Origin of the sequence: Shinella zoogloeoides, from assembly GCF_020883495.1 — a bacterium.
Classification (GTDB): Bacteria; Pseudomonadota; Alphaproteobacteria; order Rhizobiales; family Rhizobiaceae; genus Shinella; species Shinella zoogloeoides.
In genome coordinates this window covers 1,630,926-1,652,267 of the sequence record NZ_CP086610.1, presented here as the reverse complement: position 1 = coordinate 1,652,267, position 21,342 = coordinate 1,630,926, and the positions used below count along the sequence as shown (strand labels likewise).

The 21,342-nt window shown below is 63.6% G+C and carries 24 protein-coding genes; 17 read left to right on the top strand and 7 right to left on the bottom strand.

Annotation, left to right across the window (positions count from 1 at the left end; translation table 11 throughout):
• Positions 1–55 precede the first annotated feature (55 nt).
• The gene (locus K8M09_RS08365; RefSeq protein ID WP_160784290.1) at positions 56–1,084 is read right to left on the bottom strand and encodes an amino acid ABC transporter substrate-binding protein; all 1,029 of its coding nucleotides are present in this window, start codon (positions 1,082–1,084) and stop codon (positions 56–58) included.
• A gap of 352 nt (positions 1,085–1,436) precedes the next feature.
• Here K8M09_RS08365 and K8M09_RS08360 point away from each other — a divergent pair, with 352 nt between their 5' ends.
• Complete coding sequence (locus K8M09_RS08360; protein WP_160784289.1) at positions 1,437–2,627, top strand: cystathionine beta-lyase; 1,191 nt, start codon at positions 1,437–1,439, stop codon at positions 2,625–2,627.
• A 70-nt stretch (positions 2,628–2,697) separates the two neighbouring features.
• On the opposite strand, the gene K8M09_RS08355 is transcribed toward K8M09_RS08360, so the two are convergent.
• Positions 2,698–3,855 (bottom strand): FAD-dependent monooxygenase, encoded by a 1,158-nt coding sequence (locus K8M09_RS08355; RefSeq protein ID WP_160784288.1) that lies wholly within the window; start codon positions 3,853–3,855, stop codon positions 2,698–2,700.
• Between the two features lie 22 nt (positions 3,856–3,877).
• On the bottom strand, positions 3,878–4,126 hold the full coding sequence (locus K8M09_RS08350; RefSeq protein WP_160784287.1) for a zinc-finger domain-containing protein: 249 nt from the start codon (positions 4,124–4,126) through the stop codon (positions 3,878–3,880).
• A gap of 167 nt (positions 4,127–4,293) precedes the next feature.
• Here K8M09_RS08350 and K8M09_RS08345 point away from each other — a divergent pair, with 167 nt between their 5' ends.
• The 8 genes from K8M09_RS08345 (at position 4,294) to K8M09_RS08310 (ending at position 11,148) form a co-directional block, all read left to right on the top strand.
• Complete coding sequence (locus K8M09_RS08345; protein ID WP_160784286.1) at positions 4,294–5,079, top strand: alpha/beta fold hydrolase; 786 nt, start codon at positions 4,294–4,296, stop codon at positions 5,077–5,079.
• A 90-nt stretch (positions 5,080–5,169) separates the two neighbouring features.
• Positions 5,170–6,003, top strand: a complete 834-nt coding sequence (cysE, locus tag K8M09_RS08340; protein WP_160784285.1) for a serine O-acetyltransferase — start codon at positions 5,170–5,172, stop codon at positions 6,001–6,003.
• A gap of 95 nt (positions 6,004–6,098) precedes the next feature.
• A complete protein-coding gene (locus tag K8M09_RS08335) occupies positions 6,099–6,302 on the top strand; it encodes a DUF3126 family protein (protein WP_064330164.1) in 204 nt (67 codons plus the stop codon).
• A gap of 223 nt (positions 6,303–6,525) precedes the next feature.
• Entirely contained in the window at positions 6,526–6,879 is a 354-nt protein-coding gene (locus K8M09_RS08330) for a phasin family protein (RefSeq protein WP_160784284.1), read from the top strand.
• Positions 6,880–7,132: 253 nt separating this feature from the next.
• Positions 7,133–7,483, top strand: a complete 351-nt coding sequence (gene clpS / locus K8M09_RS08325) for an ATP-dependent Clp protease adapter ClpS (RefSeq protein WP_160784283.1) — start codon at positions 7,133–7,135, stop codon at positions 7,481–7,483.
• Positions 7,484–7,492: 9 nt separating this feature from the next.
• A complete protein-coding gene (gene clpA, locus K8M09_RS08320; RefSeq protein WP_160784282.1) occupies positions 7,493–10,003 on the top strand; it encodes an ATP-dependent Clp protease ATP-binding subunit ClpA in 2,511 nt (836 codons plus the stop codon).
• A gap of 66 nt (positions 10,004–10,069) precedes the next feature.
• Positions 10,070–10,804: an AzlC family ABC transporter permease gene (locus K8M09_RS08315; RefSeq protein WP_160784281.1), complete on the top strand. Its 735-nt coding sequence runs from the start codon at positions 10,070–10,072 to the stop codon at positions 10,802–10,804.
• Entirely contained in the window at positions 10,801–11,148 is a 348-nt protein-coding gene (locus tag K8M09_RS08310) for an AzlD domain-containing protein (RefSeq protein WP_160784280.1), read from the top strand. The genes K8M09_RS08315 and K8M09_RS08310 overlap by 4 nt, the downstream gene beginning before the upstream one ends.
• Here K8M09_RS08310 and K8M09_RS08305 read toward each other — a convergent pair.
• Genes K8M09_RS08305 through K8M09_RS08290 form a run of 4 tightly spaced genes read right to left on the bottom strand, consistent with a single transcriptional unit; the run spans position 11,141 to position 13,958 of the window.
• Positions 11,141–11,563 carry an HIT family protein gene (locus K8M09_RS08305; protein ID WP_160784279.1) on the bottom strand — a complete coding sequence of 141 codons (423 nt, stop codon included), beginning with the start codon at positions 11,561–11,563 and terminating at the stop codon, positions 11,141–11,143. The two genes, K8M09_RS08310 and K8M09_RS08305, sit on opposite strands and share 8 nt — an antisense overlap.
• 17 nt (positions 11,564–11,580) lie before the next feature.
• Complete coding sequence (locus K8M09_RS08300; RefSeq protein ID WP_160784278.1) at positions 11,581–12,765, bottom strand: GNAT family N-acetyltransferase; 1,185 nt, start codon at positions 12,763–12,765, stop codon at positions 11,581–11,583.
• A 3-nt stretch (positions 12,766–12,768) separates the two neighbouring features.
• Positions 12,769–13,494, bottom strand: a complete 726-nt coding sequence (locus K8M09_RS08295) for a glycerophosphodiester phosphodiesterase (protein WP_160784277.1) — start codon at positions 13,492–13,494, stop codon at positions 12,769–12,771.
• Positions 13,494–13,958, bottom strand: coding sequence for a RidA family protein (locus K8M09_RS08290; RefSeq protein ID WP_160784276.1), 465 nt, complete (start codon positions 13,956–13,958; stop codon positions 13,494–13,496). Before K8M09_RS08290 ends, K8M09_RS08295 begins: the two co-directional genes overlap by 1 nt.
• Before the next feature lie 118 nt (positions 13,959–14,076).
• Between K8M09_RS08290 and K8M09_RS08285 the strand changes: the two genes are divergently transcribed.
• The 8 genes from K8M09_RS08285 to rseP all read left to right on the top strand — a co-directional run bounded on the left by K8M09_RS08285 (position 14,077) and on the right by rseP (position 21,319).
• Complete coding sequence (locus K8M09_RS08285; RefSeq protein ID WP_160784275.1) at positions 14,077–14,904, top strand: cell envelope integrity EipB family protein; 828 nt, start codon at positions 14,077–14,079, stop codon at positions 14,902–14,904.
• Between the two features lie 177 nt (positions 14,905–15,081).
• On the top strand, positions 15,082–15,843 hold the full coding sequence (gene rpsB, locus K8M09_RS08280) for a 30S ribosomal protein S2 (RefSeq protein ID WP_160784274.1): 762 nt from the start codon (positions 15,082–15,084) through the stop codon (positions 15,841–15,843).
• Positions 15,844–16,083: 240 nt separating this feature from the next.
• Positions 16,084–17,010: a translation elongation factor Ts gene (gene tsf, locus K8M09_RS08275; RefSeq protein ID WP_160784273.1), complete on the top strand. Its 927-nt coding sequence runs from the start codon at positions 16,084–16,086 to the stop codon at positions 17,008–17,010.
• Between the two features lie 186 nt (positions 17,011–17,196).
• On the top strand, positions 17,197–17,919 hold the full coding sequence (gene pyrH, locus K8M09_RS08270) for a UMP kinase (RefSeq protein ID WP_160784272.1): 723 nt from the start codon (positions 17,197–17,199) through the stop codon (positions 17,917–17,919).
• Positions 17,920–17,976: 57 nt separating this feature from the next.
• The gene (gene frr / locus K8M09_RS08265) at positions 17,977–18,537 is read left to right on the top strand and encodes a ribosome recycling factor (protein WP_160784271.1); all 561 of its coding nucleotides are present in this window, start codon (positions 17,977–17,979) and stop codon (positions 18,535–18,537) included.
• A 43-nt stretch (positions 18,538–18,580) separates the two neighbouring features.
• Positions 18,581–19,327, top strand: coding sequence for an isoprenyl transferase (locus tag K8M09_RS08260; RefSeq protein WP_160784270.1), 747 nt, complete (start codon positions 18,581–18,583; stop codon positions 19,325–19,327).
• Entirely contained in the window at positions 19,327–20,160 is an 834-nt protein-coding gene (locus K8M09_RS08255; RefSeq protein ID WP_160784269.1) for a phosphatidate cytidylyltransferase, read from the top strand. The genes K8M09_RS08260 and K8M09_RS08255 overlap by 1 nt, the downstream gene beginning before the upstream one ends.
• A gap of 25 nt (positions 20,161–20,185) precedes the next feature.
• A complete protein-coding gene (gene rseP / locus K8M09_RS08250; RefSeq protein ID WP_160784268.1) occupies positions 20,186–21,319 on the top strand; it encodes an RIP metalloprotease RseP in 1,134 nt (377 codons plus the stop codon).
• Positions 21,320–21,342 lie beyond the last annotated feature (23 nt).

Genomic DNA, 21,342 nt, shown 5'->3' with positions numbered 1-21,342 from the left:
CGTTAGCTGAAAAGGGAGGGCAATGGCTTGCCCTCCCGGATCGATTCGATGCCGCTTAGCGGATCGGCGGTGCGTACTGCAGGCCGCCCTTCGTCCACAGGCCGTTCAGGCCGCGGGCGATCTTGAGCGGGGAGCCTTCGCCGACATTGCGCTCGAAGGATTCGCCATAGTTGCCGACAGCCTTGATGATCTGTACGGCCCAGTCCTTCGGAACGCCGAGGTCGGCGCCGATGGTGGAGTCGGCCTCTTCGCCGAGGAAGCGCTTGATGTCCGGGTTGGCGGACTTCTTCATCTCCTCGACATTCGCCTGGGTGATGCCGAATTCCTCGGCGGCCACCATGGCGTAATGCGACCAAGACACGATGTCGAACCACTTGGAATCGTTCTGGCGAACGGCCGGGCCGAGCGGCTCCTTGGAGATGATCTCCGGCAGAACCATGTGGTCGTCCGGGTTGGTCATCTTCAGGCGGATCGAGTAGAGGCCCGAGGCGTCGGTCGTGTAGGCGTCGCAGCGGCCGGCATTGTAGGCGGCGTCCGCTTCGTCCTGCGCTTCGAAGACGACCGGCTTGAAGTCCATGTTGTTGGAGCGGAAGAAGTCGGCGAGGTTCAGTTCCGTCGTCGTACCGGACTGGACGCAGACCGAGGCGCCGGACAGTTCCAGCGCGGACTTCACGCCGAGCTCCTTCTTCACCATGAAGCCCTGGCCGTCATAGTAGTTCACGGCGCGGAAATCGAAGCCGAGCTGCGAATCGCGGCTGATGCTCCAGGTGGTGTTACGGGCAAGAATATCGATTTCGCCGGACTGCAGGGCCGGGAAGCGGTCCTTGGCCGAGAGCGGGGTGTACTTCACCTTGGTGGCATCGCCGAAGACGGCGGCAGCCACGGCCTTGCAGAGGTCGATGTCGAGACCGGCCCAGTTGCCGGCCGAATCCTGCGCGCCGAAACCGGCGAGGTTCGAGCCGTTCACACCGCACTGCACGAAGCCCTTGGCCTTCACGTCAGAGAGCGTGTCTGCCTGTGCTGCCGTTGCGCCAAGCCCCAGCACGGCGGCGCCGACGAGCGCCGTCACGATTTTTTTTGCCATTTTTTACAACCCTTTTCGTTGTCTTTATTTGTCCGCGGCTCTCGCGCCCTGACAGGCGCGACCGCGGAACCCGCCACCCTCCCGGCGCGAGGTGTCTTATCTTATGCTCAAATTCCCGCAGGGTCAAGGGAGGGCGGCTATTTTCCGGCGCGTAACCCAAATTTGTCGGCATTTGACCGATTTTTGGGCGAAAGATCGGGGATTTGTGCAGAAAACTGCCCGGGAAAACCGCTTGTTTAACACTTGAAGCGCTTTGGATGCCGCCTTATCCCGCCGCATGGGGTTGACCTCACCCTCCGCGTGGCGAAAAGTCTGCGTCTTCAAATCCCTCGCATTTCCCCGGAACGAAACCATGAAGAACAGAGACGAAATCCTCGCCGGCGCCGGCGTGAACACCCGCCTTGCCCATGCCGGTAACGACCCGGCCGACTATTACGGTTTCGTCAACCCGCCCGTCGTGCATGCCTCCACCGTGCTCTTTCCGAATGCCGCGACCATGGAGAACCGCGGGCAGAAATATACCTACGGCACGCGCGGCACGCCGACGACAGACGCACTTTGCGCCGCCATCGACGAGCTGGAAGGCTCGGCCGGCACCATCTTCGTTCCCTCGGGCCTTGCCGCCGTCACCGTGCCGTTCCTGGCCTATCTTTCGGCCGGCGACCATGCGCTGGTCGTCGATTCGGTCTATCATCCGACGCGTCATTTCTGCGACACGATGCTGAAACGCCTCGGCGTGACGGTCGACTATTACGATCCGATGATCGGAGCGGGCATCGAGGCGCTGATCAAGCCGAACACGAAGCTGGTGCATACCGAGGCGCCGGGCTCCAACACCTTCGAGATGCAGGACATTCCGGCCATCGCCGCCGTCGCCCATAAGCACGGCGCGGTCGTGACCATGGACAATACCTGGGCGACGCCGCTCTATTTCCGCCCGCTGGATTTCGGGGTGGACGTCTCCATTCATGCGGCGACGAAATATCCGGCCGGCCATTCGGACGTGCTGTTCGGCACCGTCTCGGCCAATGCGGCCCATTGGGAGCAGCTTCACGACACGCAGATCACGCTCGGCACCTGCGCCGCGCCGGACGATGCCTACCAGGTGCTGCGCGGCCTGCGCACCATGGGCGTGCGGCTGGAACGCCACCAGCAGAGCGCGCTGGAACTGGCGCGCTGGCTGGAGGGCGTCGAGGGCGTCTCGCGCGTGCTGCATCCGGCGCTATCGAGCTTCCCCGGCCATGAGCTGTGGAAGCGCGACTTCAAGGGCGCGAGCGGTATCTTCTCCATCGTCCTCGATGGCGGCGCGCCGGATCGCCATAAGGCGAAGGCCCATGCCTTCCTCGATGCGCTCGGCATCTTCGGCCTCGGCTACTCCTGGGGCGGCTTCGAGTGCCTTGCCGTGCATGTGAGCCTTTCCGACCGCCGTGTGGCGAAGGGACCGACGGAAGGCCCGGTGCTGCGCTTGCAGATTGGTCTGGAGGATGTGAAGGACATCCAGGCGGATATCGAGCGTGGGCTTGCGGCGGCGCGGGCGGTCTAAGGCAGAACAGCTTGCCGGCCGCCTTCTCTCCGCTTGTGGGGAAAAGGGGCCGGCAGGCGAATGAGAGTTTCTATTCCGGCGTGCGATAGCCGTAGAGCCAGTCGAAGTCTGCGGCGAGATCGTCCGGTTTTCGCAGCGACAGCACCAGATTGCGGGCGAGCGCGACAGGCCCCCGCGCGTGATAGGCGAAGCGGTTGAAGGCACCGCGGCTGCGCACGCGGGCGACGCGCTCGCGCCGGGTCTTTTCGAAGGTGCGAAGGGCGTGCGCCGGGTCGACCGTCTTGGCGAGCGAGGCGGCCAGCAGCGCCGCATCCTCGATCGCCATCGCCGCGCCCTGTGCCGCAAAGGGCGTCATGGCATGGGCGGCGTCGCCGATCAGCACCGTTTTCCTATCCGTCCATGTGCCGTCCGGGCAGCCGAAGAGCGGCCACATCAGCGGATCGCGCGCTTCGTTCAGCAGCCGGCGGACATCGGCGTGCCAGCCGGCAAAAGCGCTTGCGAGACGTGTTCGGGCCGGGGTGTCGCCCGTGCGTGACCAGCCTTCCGGCGGAGCCTCGCTCCGGGCGTGGATCGCGACGATGTTGAAGGCTTCGGCCTCTGCGAGCGGATAGGCGACGAGATGGGCATGCGGCCCGAGGAAGGCCATGACGGTGCGCGGGTTCAGGGAAGGCGGCGCGGCCGTATAGGGTACGAGGAAACGCCAGGCGATATTGCCGGAATAGCGGGCGGGCAGGGCGCCGGGCACCGTCTGCCTGAGCTGCGACCAGACGCCGTCGGCGGCGATCAGGACATCGGCCGGCGCGGCGGCGAGGGCGGTTTCGGCATTGTCGATTCGGACCCCGGTCGTCAGCGTGCAGAGCGGCTGCGCGCGGACCGCATCCAGAAGGACGGTTTGCAGCGAGGCCCGGTGGAGTACGCCGTAGGGTGCGCCCCAGCGGCGGCGGGCCGCCGCGCCGGCCGGGACAGAGGCGAGGGGGGCGAGGGTGCTTCCCGAGGTGAGGAGAATATGGTCCGGCTCCGTCCAGCGCGCGCTGAGGGCATCCAGCAGGCCGAGGTCGGCGAGGATGCGCGAGGCGTTGGGCGAAAGCTGGAGGCCGGCGCCGACCTCTTCGAGGGCCGGGGCCTGTTCGATGATGTGGGAGGCGATGCCCTTGCGGGCGAGCGCAAGCGCCGCCGTCAGGCCGGCAATGCCGGCGCCGACGATGGTCGTGGTCTTGACGGAGGACATGGGGAAACCGGCCTTCCGGCCGTTACGCCGCGACCTGGTTGGTGAAGGTGCAGCCGGCCGGTTCCGTCTGGGTGGCCTTCAGGGCCGGGTTGTAGCGGTAGAGCGTCGAGCAGTAGGGGCAGACCTTCTCGTTGTCGTCGCCCATGTCGAGGAAGACGTGCGGATGGTCGTAGGGCACGGAAGCGCCGACGCACATGAATTCCTTCACGCCGATCTCGATCGAGCTATGGCCGCCGTCGTTCTGGAAATGGGGAATGCTGTGGCCAGCCATGTCATGCTCCGTGCAAATGCTCTTTTCTGGCGCGGACCATAGTCGCCTTCGGGGCAAATGTGTAGATGCAAAACCGTCGCGCCTTGCGAGATTTCGGCCGGTTTGCAGTTTTCTCGGCGGCGGAACGGCATTATGTGCAAGGCGAGAAAACGAAAGACGGCCCCGCGATGAACCTCGACAACCCGCCCTTTTCCCGCTTCACCCATGACGGTCTGGAGCTTGCCTTCTTCGACGAGGGCGATCCGTCCGGCGAGCCGGTGCTGCTGATCCACGGCTTTGCCTCCAGCGCGAATGTCAACTGGGTGTTTCCCGGCTGGCTGAAGACACTGGGCGGTGCCGGCTACCGGGTGATCGCCATCGACAACCGCGGCCATGGGGCAAGCGACAAGCCGCACGACCCGGCGCTCTACACGCCGCCGCTGATGGCGGGCGACGCCGCCGTGCTGCTCGACCATCTCGGCATCTCCGAAGCGCATGTCTTCGGTTACTCCATGGGCGCACGCATCACCGCCTTCATGGCGCTCGCCCATCCGCACCGCGTCCGCTCCGTGGTCTTCGGCGGCCTCGGCATCGGCATGGTGGAAGGCGTCGGCGACTGGGATCCCATCGCCGATGCGCTGCTCGCCCCGTCGCTGGACGCGGTGACGCATGAGCGCGGCCGCATGTTCCGCGCCTTCGCCGACCAGACGAAATCCGACCGGCAGGCGCTCGCCGCCTGCATCATGACCTCGCGCGACCTGCTGACGCCGGCGGATATGGCGCGCATCGACGTGCCCGCGCTGATCGGCGTCGGCACGAAGGACGACATTGCCGGCGCGCCGCAGCCGCTCGCCGAACTGATGGCGGACGCAAGGGCGCTCGACATTCCCGGCCGCGACCACATGCTTGCCGTCGGCGACAAGGTGTTCAAGCGCGCCGTGCTGGACTTCTATGCGGAAATCGACGGGCGCTGACGGCGCGTTTACGACAACCTCCGGGCGGCCATTCCGCTCGGGCGCGCTTTGCATTATATTCAGGGCGAAATGACACCAAGGAGTGCGGCGATGGTCGCGACGAATGAACTGAGGGCCAGCGAGAAGCTGAAGGCCATGGATCCGATCTGGGACAGCCTGCGCGAGGAAGCGCGCGTGGCGGCCGAGGTCGAGCCGCTGCTGGCGGCATTCCTCTATTCGACGGTGCTGAACCACCGCTCGCTGGAGGAAAGCGTGATCCACCGGGTCTGCGAGCGCCTCGACCATCCGGACCTGCAGGCCAACCTCTTGCACCAGATCTTCGACGAGATGCTGGACGACTGGCCGGAATGGGGCAGCGTCCTACGCGTCGATATCCAGGCCGTCTATGACCGCGACCCCGCATGCCTGCGGTTCCTCGACGCCGTGCTCTATTTCAAGGGTTTTCACGCCATCCAGACCCATCGCCTCGCGCACTGGCTGCATGAGAAGGGCCGGCGCGATCTGTCCCTCTATGTGCAGAGCCGGTCCTCAAGCGTGTTCCAGACGGATATCAACCCGGCCGCGCGCATCGGCAAGGGCTTCTTCCTCGACCATGCGACGGGCTTCGTCGTCGGCGAGACGGCGGTGATCGGCGACAACGTCTCGATCCTCCACAACGTCACGCTCGGCGGCACCGGCAAGGAGGGCGGCGACCGCCATCCGAAGATCGGCGACGGCGTGATGATCGGGGCGGGCGCGAAAATCCTCGGTAACATCCATATCGGCCATTGCTCGCGCATCGCCGCCGGTTCCGTGGTGCTGAAGCCCGTTCCGCCGAAATCGACGGTTGCGGGTGTTCCGGCGCGGGTCGTGGGCGAGGCGGGCTGCAACGAGCCGTCGCGCGCGATGGACCAGCTTCTTGCCGCCTTCGACTACGATGTGTAAGCGGGAAAAGTCCCCTTCATAAGGAATTCGAGGGTTTACACGCCCAAAGGCAGGTGCGAGAAGCGCCGCACATCAACCGTTGACGGAGACATAACGTGAAGCCGGAAGAAATCAGAAAGCTCGAGGCCTACTTCAAGCGCAATCTCAACAAGGAGATCGTCGTGAAGGCCCGCCCGCGCAAGGATGAATCGGCGGAAGTCTATCTCGGCGACGAATTCCTGGGCGTCATCTTCCGCGATGACGAGGACGGCGAACTGTCCTACAACTTCTCCATGGCGATCCTCGACATCGATCTCTGATCCGTCGTTATCCCCACAGGAATATCGAGGCCCGGCCGCCCTGCGCGCCGGGCCTTTTATTATCGTTTTGCGACGAATTGCGTTTTGTCAGTGCCCAATGATCATACCTATCGCGCAAGGCCTTGCTTTGCCTGTGGAATATTGCATTGCAGCATCACGATTGACTTTTTTGTGCATTGCATATAGATTTTGGGGCAATCACCGGGATCCAAAGGAGACTTCGATGTTCAATTTCGATGATGCCAACAAGAAGGGCAAGGAAGCCGTGGACACGTTCGTCAAGAGCTACACGAGCGTCGCGCAGGGCTGGCAGGCAATCGCCACCGAAGCCGCCGACTATTCCAAGAAGTCCTTCGAGAATGGCCTTGCCCATTTCGAGAAGCTGTCCGGCGTCAAGAGCGTCGAAGCCGCTGTCGAGCTGCAGAGCGCCTTCGTGAAGACCTCCTATGAAGGTTTCGTCGCCGAAGCCACCAAGCTTGGCGAAATGTATGCGGACCTCGCAAAGGGCGCCTACAAGACCTACGAAGCGCCGGTCGCCAAGGCTACCGCTGCTGCCAAGGCCGCTGTCGCAGCCTGATACTCCTACGCGCATTGCGTTCAAAGGCCGGTCGCGGGCAACCGCGGCCGGCCTTTGCGCGTTCCGGGGATTGCGCGAGGCTGACGCAGCGGCAGCAAATTCGGGTATTTCCTTCGGATGGCCGGCGATTATGATTGCAGTGCGAAGCGAGGGTCTTACAATCGTGTGTCGAGACATTAGATAACAGTTCCAGATGGCAGCCTCGGGCCGAGCGCACCGATGCAAGCGACTGTAATCAAGGGAATGAACACGCATGAATGTAAGATGGGTTCGGATGCAGGATGGCGATGAGGGCGGCGACACTCCCGGTCGCAGCACCTCGGTCATTACCCGCACGAAACCTAAGACGAAGAAGCCGAGCCTGTACCGCGTCCTGCTTCTCAATGACGACTATACGCCCATGGAGTTCGTGATCCACATTCTGGAACGTTTCTTCCAGAAGGACCGGGAAGCGGCCACGCGGATCATGCTGCATGTGCACAATCATGGCGTAGGCGAGTGTGGCGTGTTCACCTACGAGGTTGCCGAAACCAAAGTGACACAGGTGATGGATTTCTCCCGCCAGCACCAGCATCCGCTGCAATGTGTCATGGAAAAGAAATGAGGAACGACCGTGCCAACATTTTCTGCCAGCCTTGAAAAGGCCCTCCATCAGGCACTGACCTACGCGAACGAGCGCCACCACGAATATGCGACGCTCGAACATCTCCTCTTGGCGCTGATCGACGACGCGGATGCGGCCGCCGTCATGGGCGCCTGCAACGTGAACCTCGACGTCCTGCGCAAGACGCTGACCGAATATGTCGACGACGAGCTGGCGAACCTCGTCACCGGCTACGAGGAGGATTCCAAGCCGACCTCCAGCTTCCAGCGCGTCATCCAGCGCGCGGTGATCCATGTCCAGTCGTCCGGCCGCGAGGAAGTGACCGGCGCGAACGTACTTGTCGCGATCTTCGCCGAGCGCGAGAGCCATGCCGCCTATTTCCTGCAGGAGCAGGAGATGACGCGCTACGACGCCGTCAACTTCATCTCGCATGGCATCGGCAAGCGACCGGGTTCCTCCGAGCAGCGCTCGGTACGCGGATCGGATGATGCCGAGAACGAACAGAAGCAGCAGCGCGGCAGCGCCGAACAGGAAGAACCTGCAAAGAAGCAGGACGCGCTCACGGCTTACTGCGTGAACCTCAACGAGAAGGCCAAGAACGGCAAGATCGACCCGCTGATCGGCCGTCATGCCGAGGTCAACCGCACGATCCAGGTTCTCTGCCGCCGTTCCAAGAACAACCCGCTCTATGTGGGCGATCCGGGCGTCGGCAAGACGGCCATCGCCGAAGGTCTTGCCAAGCGCATCGTCGAGGGCAAGGTGCCGGAAGCGCTGGCGGACGCCACGATCTTCTCGCTCGACATGGGCACGCTGCTTGCCGGCACCCGCTATCGCGGCGACTTCGAAGAGCGGCTGAAGCAGGTCGTCAAGGAACTCGAGGAGTATCCCGGCGCCGTGCTGTTCATCGACGAGATCCACACGGTCATCGGCGCAGGGGCGACCTCCGGCGGTGCGATGGATGCGTCCAACCTCCTGAAGCCGGCGCTTTCCTCCGGCGCGATCCGCTGCATCGGCTCGACGACCTACAAGGAATATCGCCAGTTCTTCGAGAAGGACCGGGCGCTCGTCCGTCGCTTCCAGAAGATCGACGTGAACGAGCCGACCATCGACGATACGATCGAGATCATGAAGGGCCTCAAGCCCTACTTTGAGGAGTATCACAAGCTGAAATACTCCAACGAGGCGATCAAGACGGCCGTGGAGCTTTCAGCGCGCTACATCAACGACCGCAAGCTGCCGGACAAGGCGATCGACGTGATCGACGAGACCGGCGCGGCCCAGATGCTGCTGCCCGCGGGAAAACGCCGCAAGCTGATCACCGAGAAGGAGATCGAGGCCACCATCGCCACCATGGCCCGCATTCCGCCGAAGACCGTTTCGAAGGACGACGAGCAGGTGCTCGCCAATCTCGAAAAGGAACTGCGCTCGGTCGTCTACGGTCAGGACCTCGCCATCGAGGCGCTGGCGTCTGCGATCAAGCTGTCGCGCGCCGGCCTTCGCGAGCCGAACAAGCCGATCGGCTGCTATCTGTTCTCCGGCCCCACAGGCGTCGGCAAGACGGAAGTCGCCAAGCAGCTTGCAAGCTCGCTCGGCGTGGAGCTGCTGCGCTTCGACATGTCGGAATACATGGAGCGGCACACGGTCTCGCGCCTGCTCGGCGCACCTCCCGGCTATGTCGGCTTCGACCAGGGCGGCCTTTTGACCGATGGCGTCGACCAGCATCCGCATTGCGTGCTGCTGCTCGACGAAATCGAGAAGGCGCATCCGGACCTCTACAACATCCTGTTGCAGGTCATGGACCATGGCTCGCTGACCGACCATAACGGCAAGAAGATCGACTTCCGCAACGTCATCCTGATCATGACGACCAATGCGGGCGCATCGGACATGGCAAAGGCCGCCATCGGCTTCGGCTCGTCCAAGCGCGAGGGCGAGGACATGGAGGCGATCAACCGCCTGTTCACGCCGGAATTCCGCAACCGTCTCGATGCGATCATCCCGTTCGGCTCGCTGCCGACGCCGGTCATCCATCAGGTCGTGCAGAAGTTCGTCATGCAGCTCGAAACGCAGCTTGCCGAGCGCAATGTCACCTTCGACCTGCAGCCCGAGGCGATCTCGTGGCTGGCGGACAAGGGCTACGACGAGAAGATGGGTGCCCGTCCGCTGGCGCGCGTCATCCAGGAGAACATCAAGAAGAAGCTCGCCGACGAAATCCTCTTCGGCAAGCTCAAGAAGGGCGGCGTCGTTCGCGTCTCCGTCGGCATCAAGGAAGACGGCTCGAAGGGCCTGATCCTCGACGCCGTGCCGGAAACCGCGCCGATCAAGCCGAAGGCCGAGATCGCGGAGCGCCCCGCCAAGCAGGCAAAGCCGCGCAAGGCCAAGGAAACCGTCGCCGCCGAGGCAGCACCGGCCAAGGCGAAGTCGTCCAAGAAGGCGGCTGAAGCCAAGGCCGAGGAGCCGAAGGACGAGCCGCCGCGCAAGTCCTCCGGTGCGGTTCCGAAAGTGCCGCGCAAGAAGTAACGGCTTTATGCATCATACCGGCCGGGCAGGAGACTGCCCGGCTTTCTTTTGTCGCAAGAGATGTTCATGACCGCCGAGCCGGAACCCCATTCGCAGATCCATTGGTTCCTTCTCGGCATGCGCGGCCTTTTCAGCCTGCCGGCCATCATCCTGATGCTTTCCTTCGTCGGTTTCGCCGCCTTCACGGCGGAGGCGAAGATTCCCGTGGGGCAGGTTATGTTCATGACGGGTATCGTCTGGGCGCTGCCCGCCAAGGTGATCCTTGTCGGCTCCATGCTGTCGGGAGCGCATATCGCCGCCGCCTTCATCGCCGTGACGCTCTCCTCCGTACGCATGATGCCGATGGTCGCGGCGCTGGTGCCGGAAATCCGCGACCGCCGCACGCCGACCTGGCTGCTGCTGGTCATCTCGCATTTCGTCGCCATCACGGCCTGGGTCTTCGCCATGGAGCGGGTGCGGGATGTGCCGCGTTATGGGCGCGTTGCCTTTTTCGCCGGCTTCGGCATTACGCTGACGAGCATCAACATCGCGCTTGTCGGTCTCGTCTATGGCGCGGTTTCGGAGTTTCCACCGATCGTCTCGGGCTGCCTGTTCTTCCTGACGCCGGTCTATTTCCTCACCTCGATCTGGATTTCCGCCCGCCATCGCGTGATCTATTTCGCGCTCGGCATCGGCCTTGCGCTCGGCTGGCTCTTCGCGGTGATCGCGCCGCAATACGATATTCTTCTGGCCGGCGTGATCGGCGGTACATTGGCCTGGTGGGGTGAGCGCGTCCTGCGCTTGCGGGAGGTGCGCCGATGAGTTTCGATGGCTTCTGGCCCTATATCTACATCGCCGTCGCCGGCTGGCTGGCGACGGATTTCTGGCGCTGGGCCGGCGTGCTGGCCGGCAACCGCATCGATGAGCGGTCCGAACTGCTGAACTGGGTGAGGGCGGTCGCCACGGCGCTGGTGGCGGCGGTCATCGCCAAGATGATCTTCTTCCCGACGGGGACGCTGGAGACCTCGCCGCTCTGGCTGCGGCTTGGGGCGGTCGTTTTCGGGGCGCTGTGTTTCTTTTTCGGCGGGCGCTTCCGGCAAATCCTCGGCATCGCCGCGGCCATGGCGTTCCTGGCCGCGGGACTTGCCGTTTTCGGCGCTAGCTGAGCGCCTTGCGCAGCTTTTCCGCATTGGCGGCAAGCACGCCCTGATCTTCCATCGTACCGGAATGCGGCTTCAGCGGCAGCCCCTCGACGCGCGGGATGACGTGGAAATGCAGGTGGTAGACCGTCTGGCCGGCGGCCGGTTCGTTGAACTGGATGACGGTGACGCCATCGGCCTCGAAGGCTTCCTTGGCCGCGACCGCCACCTTCTGCACGACCGGCATCAGGCGGGCGAGCGTTTCCGGGTCGGCATCGAGGATGTTGCGCGACGGAGCTTTCGGGATGACCAGCGTATGGCCGTTCGCCTGCGGCATCACATCCATGAAGGCGACGGCGTGTTCGTCCTCGTAGACGCGGTGCGAAGGGATTTCGCCGCGCAGGATTTTTGCGAAGATGTTGTTGGTGTCATAGACGGTCATACGGGTCTCCCGATGTTTCAGTCTTGGTGTTCGCCCCGGCGGAAGGGGCCGTGGTCGGCAAGGTATTCGCCCATCTCCTCGACGTCGCGGCGCTCGCGCTCGAGATAATCGGCGACGGCGCGGCGCAGGCCGGCATGGGCGATGTAATGGGCGGAATGGGTGGTGACGGGCAGGTAGCCGCGCGCCAGCTTGTGCTCACCCTGCGCCCCGGCCTCGACGCGGGCAAGGCCCTTCTCGATGGCGAAATCGATGGCCTGATGGTAGCAGACCTCGAAATGCAGGAAGGGATGGTCCTCGATGCAGCCCCAGTGGCGGCCGAAGAGCGCGTCGCCGCCGATGAAGTTGATCGCGCCGGCGATGTAGCGGCCCTCGCGTCTGGCCATGACGAGCAGGATGTCGTCGGCCATGCGCTCGCCGATCAGGCTGTAGAACGTGCGGTTGAGATAGGGCCGGCCCCATTTGCGGCTGCCGGTGTCCATGTAGAAGGTGAAAAACTGGTCCCAGACGGCCTCCGTCAGGTCCTTGCCGGTCAGCCAGTCGATCTCGATGCCGTGTTCCAGCGCGGCCCGGCGCTCCTTCTTCAGCGCCTTGCGCTTGCGGGAGGCGAGCGTTTCGAGAAAATCGTCATGCGAGCCGTAGCCGGCATTGAGGAAGTGGAACTGCTGGTCCGTGCGGTGCAAGTAGCCGGCGGCCTCGAAGACCGGCATTTCCTGCTCCGGCACGAAGGTCGCATGCGCGGAGGATGCGCCATGCCGGCGGCAGAGTTCCTTGAAGCCTTCGGCAAGCCCGGCCTGCGTTTCGATGACAGGCTGGCCGATGCGATGCAGGAGGCGCGGGCCGGTTGCGGGCGTGAAGGGAATGGATGCCTGCAGCTTCGGGTAATAGCGCCCGCCGGCTCGCTCGAAGGCGTCGGCCCAGCCGTGGTCGAAGACATATTCGCCCTGGCTGTGGTTCTTCAGATAGGCGGGCAGGGCGCCGAGCAGATTGCCGCCCTCATCCTCGAGCAGCAGGTGCTGGCCGAGCCAGCCTGTCTCGGCGATGGCGCAGCCCGATTCCTCCAGCGAGGAGAGAAAGGCGTGGCTGACGAAGGGGTTGTAGGGCGTTCCGGTATCGTCCCGGGAGGCGCCGGCAAGGCGCCCCCAGTCCTGCGCCGGAATATCGGCGAAGCTCGTTTCGACACGGATGCGCACCGCCTCCGCCATGGGTCAGGCAGTCAACGGCTCGCGGGGATCGAAGCCCTCGAAGGTCATCTGGTCCGCATTGTTGGCCGTGATCGTGCGCGCTTCGTCGTCGCGAACGGTCCAGGTGATGATCTGCTTTCCAAGGTCGCGCTGGCGGCTGATGAAGCTGTTCGGCAGATGGCCGTAATAATAGGAAACGAAATCGAGGCCGAGCTGCATCGCCTCCTCGTGAACAGCGAAGTTTTCCGGGCGCGCGCCTTCCGCCGTCAGGCCGAGGGGGCGGCTGGTGCCGATCTCCTTGAGGTCCTTCAGCAGCCAATGGTCGAAGCTCATCAGCGCGATGGCGCCTTCGTAGCTCTCGATGGCGTCGAGCACGGCCATGGCGAAACCGTCATCGTCGCCCTTGCGGCCCTTCAGCTCGATCACGAGGGGCACACGGCCTTTCACGAGGTCGAGGAGCTGGCGCAGCGTGGGGATACGGTCCGCGGTGCCGCCGATGGTCAGCAGGCCGAGTTCGGCGGCGGTGCGCTGGCGCACGTCCCCCTCGATGCCGCAGAGGCGCTTCAGGTCGTCGTCATGGAAGACGACCGGAATGGCGTCGGCCGAATATTGCAGGTCGCATTCGATGGCAAAGCCCGCATCGGCCGCGCGGGCGAAGGCGGAGAGCGTGTTTTCCCAGACGGCCCGGTTGAGGTCGTGATAGCCGCGATGGGCGATCGGCCGTTCGGTCAGCCAGTTGAACTTGTGCATCAGGCGATTTCCATGATGGCGTCGATCTCGACGGCGGCGTTGAGCGGAAGCGAAGCCATGCCGACGGCGGCGCGGGCATGCTTGCCGGCATCGCCCAGCGCGCCGACGAGGAAGTTGGACGCGCCGTTGAGGACGAGGTGCTGTTCGACGAAATCGGGCGTGGAGGCGACGAAGCCGTTGATCTTGACGATGCGCTTGATACGGGAGAGATCGCCGAGCGCGGCCTTGGCCTGTGCGAGAAGTCCGAGAGCGCACAGTTCCGCCGCCTTCTGGCCACCGGCGACGTCTACATTCCCGCCGAGATGGCCGGTATAGGCGAGCTTGCCGTCCTGCATCGGCAACTGGCCGGAAATGTGAAGCATGTTGCCGCTGATCACGAAGGGCACGTAATTGGCGGCGGGCGCCGCCGCAACGGGAATGTCGTAGCCCAGTTCCTTGACGCGTTTTTCGATTTCAGCGGACATTGCGGTCTCCATGCTCGGCTGCACGATTGGAAATGAATGCGGCAAGGCGCGGATATTGCCTCGCTTTTGCCGAAAGAGTTCATATAACATCGCCACCGGATTCGACAGGAGGAAACGGATGTTTCGTTCAGCCTTTGTCGCGGCCCTTCTGGCCGGGGCATGCTTCGCCGGCAGCGGCGTTACCAGCGCTTTTGCCAACCCGGCGAGCGGGCTTGCGCCGCACCGCGCCGTCTACGACCTCAAGCTGAAGGATGCGAGCGAGCGTTCCGGTATCGCCGGCATGTACGGCCGCATGGTCTACGAGTTCAACGGCAGCCCCTGCGACGGCTATACGGTGAGCTTCCGCTTCGTCACGCAGGTCAATACCGGCGAAGAGACGAAGCTGACCGACCAGCAGACGACGACCTACGAGGACCTGAAGAACGGCAATTTCCGCTTCCTCACCCGCTCCTTCACCGACGAGAAGCTCGACAAGGAAGTGCGCGGCTCCGCCCATGAGGGCAAGGAAGGCGTCAGCGTCGACCTGACCTCGCCGGACACGCGCAAGGTGGAACTGGCGGCGAGCGGCTTTCCGACCGAGCACATGCTGGAGGTTATCGCACGCGCGAAGAAGGGCGAGCACTTCTTCGAATCACGCATTTTCGACGGCTCGGATTCGGGCGACAAGACGCTGATGACGACGACCGTCGTCGGCAAGAAGGAGATGCCGAAGGCCGGCGACGTGGATGCCGACAAGGCGGGCGATTTCGCCAGGCAGGGCTTCTGGCCGGTCTCCATCGCCTATTACAACGATGCGGGCGAGGGCGATGCGCTGCCGGTCTACCGCATGTCCTTCAAGCTCTACGAGAACGGCATCACCCGCGATCTCACCATGGACTACGGCGATTTCGTGCTGAGCGGCAAGCTCGCAAAACTGGAGCTGCTCAAGCAGTCGGAGTGCAAGTAAGGCACTTTTTTACCCTGTTGCCCTTGATTTGCCGGGAAACTGCGGTTAAAGGGCCGCTCATTCCACACGTGAGGCATGGGATCGTCCGGGAGAAATCCGGGCTGTTCCGCCCGGTGGCATTTCCGAAGGAAGTGCTGTTCGCCTTGCGGAGGTTCAACCGGAAAAGGATAACTAGGCATGGCATTGCCCGATTTCTCTATGCGCCAGCTTCTGGAAGCCGGCGTTCACTTCGGCCACCAGACCCACCGCTGGAACCCGAAGATGAAGCCGTACATCTTCGGCGACCGCAACAACGTTCACATCATCGACCTGGCACAGACCGTTCCGCTGCTGTCGCGCGCCCTTCAGGTCGTGTCCGACACCGTCGCCGGCGGTGGCCGCGTTCTGTTCGTCGGCACGAAGCGTCAGGCTTCCGACATCATCGCTGACGCTGCCAAGCGTTCGGCCCAGTACTACGTCAACTCGCGCTGGCTCGGCGGCATGCTGACGAACTGGAAGACGATCTCCAACTCGATCCAGCGCCTGCGCAAGCTCGACGAGATCCTTTCCTCGGAAGGCTCCGGCTATTCCAAGAAGGAACGCCTCACCCTCGAGCGCGAGCGCGAGAAGCTTGAAAAGGCTCTCGGCGGTATCCGCGACATGGGCGGCACCCCGGACCTGATGTTCATCATCGACACCAATAAGGAATCGATCGCGATCCAGGAAGCCAAGCGTCTCGGCATCCCGGTCGTCGCCATCATCGACTCCAATTGCGATCCGGACCCGATCGACTTCCCGATCCCCGGCAACGACGACGCCTCGCGCGCCATCTCGCTCTACTGCGACCTGATCGCCCGCGCTGCCATCGACGGCATCGCGCGCCAGCAGGGCGCTTCGGGCCGCGACCTCGGCGCTTCCGCTGAAGCCCCGGTCGAGCCGGCTCTCGAAGGCGAAGCATAAGGTTTAAGCCGGAGCGAGTTTTGCTCCTGCTTTTCCATCTTGTCGAGGCCAGAGAGACGATCCCTGGCCTCGGCTCGTTTAAAGATCCTGTCTGCCCGCGACCCATGCGGTCACGGTTGAGGCGACAGGCCGGGGTGGTCTTCATCACCCTGTCATACTTCCGGGTACATTCGTTCCCAAAACCTTGAGTTCGCCGAGGTTTTCCGGCGGCACGCAACAAGAACCGACAAGAGGCTCACAATGGCTGAAATCACCGCTGCACTGGTGAAGGAACTGCGCGAAAAGTCCGGCGCAGGCATGATGGACTGCAAGAAGGCGCTGGCTGAAAACAACGGCGACATCGAAGCGGCAATCGACTGGCTGCGCGCCAAGGGCATCGCCAAGGCCGACAAGAAGTCGGGCCGCACGGCTGCCGAAGGCCTCATCGGCGTTGCAAGCGCCGGCACCAAGGCCGTCGTCGTCGAAGTCAACTCCGAAACCGACTTCGTTGCCCGCAACGACGCCTTCCAGGGCATGGTTCGCGGCATTGCCGAAGTGGCGCTCACCACCGACGGCACCGTTGAAGCCGTTGGCGCCGCCATCTACCCGGCAACCGGCAAGTCGGTCACCGACTCCATCAAGGATGCTGTCGCCACCATCGGCGAGAACATGAACCTGCGTCGTTCGGCTGCCCTGTCGGTCGAAGACGGCGTCGTCGCGACCTACATCCACAATGCCGCTGCTGACGGCCTCGGCAAGCTCGGCGTTCTCGTCGCGCTGAAGTCGACCGGCGACAAGGAAGCCCTGAACGCCATCGGCCGCCAGGTTGCCATGCACATCGCTGCAACGGCTCCGCTCGCCATCCGCGCCGAAGAAGTCGACGCCACGGTCGCTGAACGCGAGCGCAACGTCTTCATCGAGCAGTCGCGCGCTTCCGGCAAGCCGGACAACATCATCGAAAAGATGGTTGAAGGCCGCATGCGCAAGTTCTTCGAAGAAGTCGCCCTGCTGTCGCAGGCCTTCGTCATGAACCCCGACCTGACCGTCGGCGCTGCCGTCAAGGAAGCTGAAAAGGCCGTCGGCGCGCCGATCGAAGTCACGGGCATGGCCCGCCTCCTGCTCGGCGAAGGCGTCGAGAAGGAAGAGACGGACTTCGCTGCTGAAGTTGCCGCAGCCGCCAAGGGCTGATTCCTTAATCCCGTTTGGGAAAAGGTGAGGGCGCCGCGTGACAACGCGGCGCCCTTCGTGTATCCGGCTTGCCGAATTGCCTGCCCCGAAATTTCTCTGCGGCCAAGGCTGCCCTGCGCGGACCCTTCCCCGGTTTCGCCCGGCGGCCGGGATCGGGCGAGCAGGCGCACGAGTTCAGGAGCGACCATGACTGCCAAGCCAATCTACAAACGTGTTCTGCTGAAAGCCTCGGGCGAGGCGCTGATGGGATCGCAAGGCTTCGGTATCGACGTTGCCGTCGCCGACCGCATCGCCTCCGACATCGCGGAAGCCCGCGCGCTCGGCGTCGAAGTCGGCGTCGTTGTCGGCGGTGGCAACATTTTTCGCGGCGTTGCCGTCGCCTCCAAGGGTGGCGACCGCGTCACCGGCGACCACATGGGCATGCTGGCGACCATCATCAACGCGCTGGCGTTGGCGACCTCGCTGCGCAAGCTCGACATCGACACCGTCGTTCTGTCGGCCATCGCCATGCCGGAAATCTGCGAGAGCTTCTCGCAGCGCGCGACGCTCTATCACCTCTCGCTCGGCCGCGTGGTGATCTTCGCAGGCGGAACGGGCAACCCGTTCTTCACGACCGACTCGGCCGCAGCGCTGCGCGCCGCCGAAATGGGAGCAGAAGCCATCTTCAAGGGCACGCAGGTCGACGGCATCTATTCGGCCGACCCGAAGAAGGACCCGACCGCCACCCGCTTCGACCGCCTGACGCACAGCGAAGTGCTGGAAAAGGGCCTTGCCGTCATGGATGTGGCCGCCGTTGCGCTGGCGCGTGAAAATTCCATTCCGATCATCGTGTTCTCCATTCATGAAAAAGGCGGTTTCGCCGAAATATTGACCGGTGGCGGACGCGGTACCATCGTAACCGACAACTGATTCTGGAGGCCTGTACGCGTCTTGCGTGCGGCCACGACTGAAAACGGGAGTATTCCGATGAGTGAAGGTATCGACCTTAAAGAACTCAAGCGCCGTATGGACGGTGCGATCAACGCGTTCAAGAACGACATCGCCTCGCTGCGCACGGGCCGCGCCTCGGCCAACGTGCTCGATCCGGTGCAGGTCGAAGCCTACGGTTCGCGCGTGCCGCTGAACCAGGTCGCCAACATTTCCGTTCCCGAGCCGCGCATGCTGTCGGTTTCCGTCTGGGACAAGGGCATGGTCGGCGCCGTCGAGCGCGGCATCCGCGAATCGAATCTCGGCCTCAACCCGATCATCGACGGCCAGAACCTGCGCATCCCGCTGCCGGAGCTGAACGAAGAGCGCCGCAAGTCGCTCGTCAAGGTCGCCCATGACTATGCCGAAAAGGCCAAGGTCGCGATCCGTCATGTGCGCCGCGACGGCATGGACGACCTCAAGAAAGCCGAAAAGGATGGCGATATCGGCCAGGACCTGAGCCGCAGCCAGTCGGAAAAGGTGCAGAAGATGACGGACGACGTGATTTTGGACGTCGATCGCTTGCTTGCCGAGAAGGAAAAGGAAATCATGCAGGTATAAGGCTCTCGCCACCTGCATTCATTTTCTCTTTTCCGGATTGCCCATGAACCCGCTTTCGCCCAGCACCGTACCGGCTCACGTCGCCATCATCATGGATGGCAACGGGCGCTGGGCGAATGCGCGCGGCCTGCCGCGCGCCATGGGCCATCGCAAGGGCGTGGAAGCCGTGCGCGAGGCCGTGAAGACGGCCAGCGAATGCGGCGTCTCCTATCTCACGCTCTTCGCCTTCTCCTCGGAGAACTGGAGCCGGCCGGAAAGCGAGGTCTCCGACCTCATGGGCCTGCTCAAGACCTTCATCCGGCGCGATCTTGCCGTGTTGCACAAGCAGAATGTGCGCATCCGCATCATCGGCGACCGGCAGAACCTTTCCGGCGATATCCTGCCGCTTCTGCTGGAAGCGGAGGAGACGACGCGGAACAATACCGGCATCACCCTGGTGATCGCCTTCAACTACGGCTCGCGTGACGAGATGGCCCGCGCCATGCGCCTGCTTGCCGCTGAAGTGGCTGCCGGCCGGCTCGACCCTTCGGCGATCACGCCCGAACGCATCGGCGCATCGCTCGACACCGCCGGCATTCCCGATCCCGATCTCGTCATCCGCACCAGCGGGGAGGAGCGGCTTTCGAATTTCCTGCTCTGGCAGGCCGCCTATGCCGAACTGATGTTCGTTCCCGAGTTCTGGCCCGATTTTTCGCGCGAGACCTTCATTGCCGCGCTCTCCCGCTATGCCATGCGGGAGCGCCGGTTCGGCGGGCTGCAGCCCGCCGCCACGCTTGCAGTAGGGTCGTGATGCAGAGTGAACTCAAGCTGCGCATTCTTTCCGGCATCGTGCTCGCCGTCGTCGTGCTCGCCGCGACGTGGTTCGGCGGCATTGCCTTCCGCATTCTTTCCGCCGCGATCGCGCTGCTCGTCTATTACGAGTGGTCGACCATAACGCGGCTTGCGGAAACCGATTTCCGGGGCAACGCCTTCGGCTGGCTCTCCGTTGTGCTCGTCTCCGGCCTGGTGCTTTTCGGCTTCGACGAGTTCGCGCTGCCGCTGCTCATCGGCGCCGTTGTGATCGGCATCGTCTATGCCCTTGGCCTCAAGGGGAGCGGCTGGCTTGCGGGCGGCATTGCCTATTCCGGCCTGACGGTGATTTCGCTTGCCGCCATACGCGGCGACACCGCGCACGGCTTCGCCGCGATGCTCTTCCTCTTCGCCGTCGTCTGGGCGACGGATATCCTGGCCTATTTCGTCGGTCGCGCCATCGGCGGGCCGAAGCTCGCGCCGCCCATCTCGCCGGGCAAGACCTGGTCGGGCGCCATCGGCGGGACGATTGCCGCCGTCATCGCCGGCACGCTGGTGCATATGGCGTTCTTCTCGCTGAATGGCCTGTGGGTGCCCGTCATCGCGCTGGTACTGTCGGTTTTCAGCCAGATCGGCGACCTCTTCGAATCCTTCATCAAGCGCCGTTTCGGCGTGAAGGACTCAAGCCGCCTCATTCCGGGACACGGCGGCGTCATGGACCGCGTCGACGGCCTTGTTTTCGCCTGCTTCGCCGCGTTCCTCATTGCGCTTGGCGATGCCATCGTGTCGGGCACCGCGAATACGCCGGCGAGCGTGTTCCTTTTCGGCCCGTAACCGCGAGAGATTTGGGACTGGGATAATGGATATGCTGGCCGGCTTCGCCGGATTCCTGACGGGTTACATCGTTCCCTTCCTCGTCGTGCTGACGCTGATCGTCTTCGTGCACGAGATGGGGCACTATCTCGCCGGCCGCTGGTCCGGCATCGGCATCACCGCCTTCTCGGTCGGCTTCGGCCCGGAGCTGATCGGCTTCAACGACCGGCACGGCACGCGCTGGAAGCTTTCCGCAATTCCGCTCGGCGGCTACGTGAAGTTCCTCGGCGACGACGATCCGGCCTCCATACCGGACTACGAGAGCGTCGCCGCGCTGCCGGAGGCCGTACGCAAGCGCACCTTCCTGGGCGCGGCCCTGTGGAAAAGGGCTGTGACGGTCGCCGCCGGTCCCATCGCCAATTTCGTTCTGGCCATCGCCATCTTCGCCGTGATGTTCTCCATCTACGGCCGGCAGGTTGCCGATCCCATCGTCGCGGAAGTGCGCCCCGACAGCGCCGCCGCCGCCGCGGGCGTCAAGCCGGGCGACCTTCTGGTCGCGCTCGACGGCAACCCGGTCGTCACCTTCGACGATGTGCGCCGCTATGTCAGTGTGCGCCCGGAGATGAAGATCATCGTGACCGTGCGCCGCGACGGCAACGACCTCGACCTTCCCATGGTGCCGCAGCGCACCGAGATCACCGACCAGTTCGGCAACAAGGTCGAGCTGGGCCTGATCGGCATCGTCACCAACCAGGAGACCGGCAATTTCCGGGTCGTCGAATACGGCCCCGCCGAGGCCGTATGGCAGGGCGTGGTGCAGAGCTGGCATATCGTGACCGGCACGTTCGACTATCTGTCCAACCTCGTGACGGGCCGGATGAAGGCCGACCAGCTCGGCGGGCCGATCCGCGTGGCGCAGGCTTCCGGCCAGATGGCGACGCTGGGTGTTGCCGCATTGCTGCAACTTGCCGCGGTCCTGTCTGTTTCCATTGGACTTTTGAACCTGATGCCGGTTCCGGTACTTGATGGCGGCCACTTGATGTTCTATGCGGTGGAGGCTATCCGGGGCAGGCCTGTCGGGCCCGGGGCGCAGGAGATCGCATTCCGCATCGGCATGGCGCTGGTGCTTATGCTGATGGTCTTTGCGACCTGGAACGACATATCCATGCTTCTCGGCTGAAATGGGCCGGCAAGCCGGCAGGA

Coding starts and splice junctions, on each gene's coding strand:
- K8M09_RS08330 (WP_160784284.1), top strand. CDS start 6,526: ATGTTCAATTTCGATGATGCCAACAAGAAGGGCAAGGAAGCCGTGGAC.
- K8M09_RS08345 (WP_160784286.1), top strand. CDS start 4,294: ATGAACCTCGACAACCCGCCCTTTTCCCGCTTCACCCATGACGGTCTG.
- frr (WP_160784271.1), top strand. CDS start 17,977: ATGAGTGAAGGTATCGACCTTAAAGAACTCAAGCGCCGTATGGACGGT.
- K8M09_RS08355 (WP_160784288.1), bottom strand. CDS start 3,855: ATGTCCTCCGTCAAGACCACGACCATCGTCGGCGCCGGCATTGCCGGC.
- rpsB (WP_160784274.1), top strand. CDS start 15,082: ATGGCATTGCCCGATTTCTCTATGCGCCAGCTTCTGGAAGCCGGCGTT.
- K8M09_RS08305 (WP_160784279.1), bottom strand. CDS start 11,563: ATGACCGTCTATGACACCAACAACATCTTCGCAAAAATCCTGCGCGGC.
- K8M09_RS08260 (WP_160784270.1), top strand. CDS start 18,581: ATGAACCCGCTTTCGCCCAGCACCGTACCGGCTCACGTCGCCATCATC.
- K8M09_RS08300 (WP_160784278.1), bottom strand. CDS start 12,765: ATGGCGGAGGCGGTGCGCATCCGTGTCGAAACGAGCTTCGCCGATATT.
- cysE (WP_160784285.1), top strand. CDS start 5,170: ATGGTCGCGACGAATGAACTGAGGGCCAGCGAGAAGCTGAAGGCCATG.
- K8M09_RS08350 (WP_160784287.1), bottom strand. CDS start 4,126: ATGGCTGGCCACAGCATTCCCCATTTCCAGAACGACGGCGGCCATAGC.
- K8M09_RS08295 (WP_160784277.1), bottom strand. CDS start 13,494: ATGCACAAGTTCAACTGGCTGACCGAACGGCCGATCGCCCATCGCGGC.
- pyrH (WP_160784272.1), top strand. CDS start 17,197: ATGACTGCCAAGCCAATCTACAAACGTGTTCTGCTGAAAGCCTCGGGC.
- K8M09_RS08315 (WP_160784281.1), top strand. CDS start 10,070: ATGACCGCCGAGCCGGAACCCCATTCGCAGATCCATTGGTTCCTTCTC.
- K8M09_RS08290 (WP_160784276.1), bottom strand. CDS start 13,958: ATGTCCGCTGAAATCGAAAAACGCGTCAAGGAACTGGGCTACGACATT.
- tsf (WP_160784273.1), top strand. CDS start 16,084: ATGGCTGAAATCACCGCTGCACTGGTGAAGGAACTGCGCGAAAAGTCC.
- K8M09_RS08310 (WP_160784280.1), top strand. CDS start 10,801: ATGAGTTTCGATGGCTTCTGGCCCTATATCTACATCGCCGTCGCCGGC.
- rseP (WP_160784268.1), top strand. CDS start 20,186: ATGGATATGCTGGCCGGCTTCGCCGGATTCCTGACGGGTTACATCGTT.
- K8M09_RS08285 (WP_160784275.1), top strand. CDS start 14,077: ATGTTTCGTTCAGCCTTTGTCGCGGCCCTTCTGGCCGGGGCATGCTTC.
- K8M09_RS08360 (WP_160784289.1), top strand. CDS start 1,437: ATGAAGAACAGAGACGAAATCCTCGCCGGCGCCGGCGTGAACACCCGC.
- clpS (WP_160784283.1), top strand. CDS start 7,133: ATGAATGTAAGATGGGTTCGGATGCAGGATGGCGATGAGGGCGGCGAC.
- K8M09_RS08255 (WP_160784269.1), top strand. CDS start 19,327: ATGCAGAGTGAACTCAAGCTGCGCATTCTTTCCGGCATCGTGCTCGCC.
- K8M09_RS08365 (WP_160784290.1), bottom strand. CDS start 1,084: ATGGCAAAAAAAATCGTGACGGCGCTCGTCGGCGCCGCCGTGCTGGGG.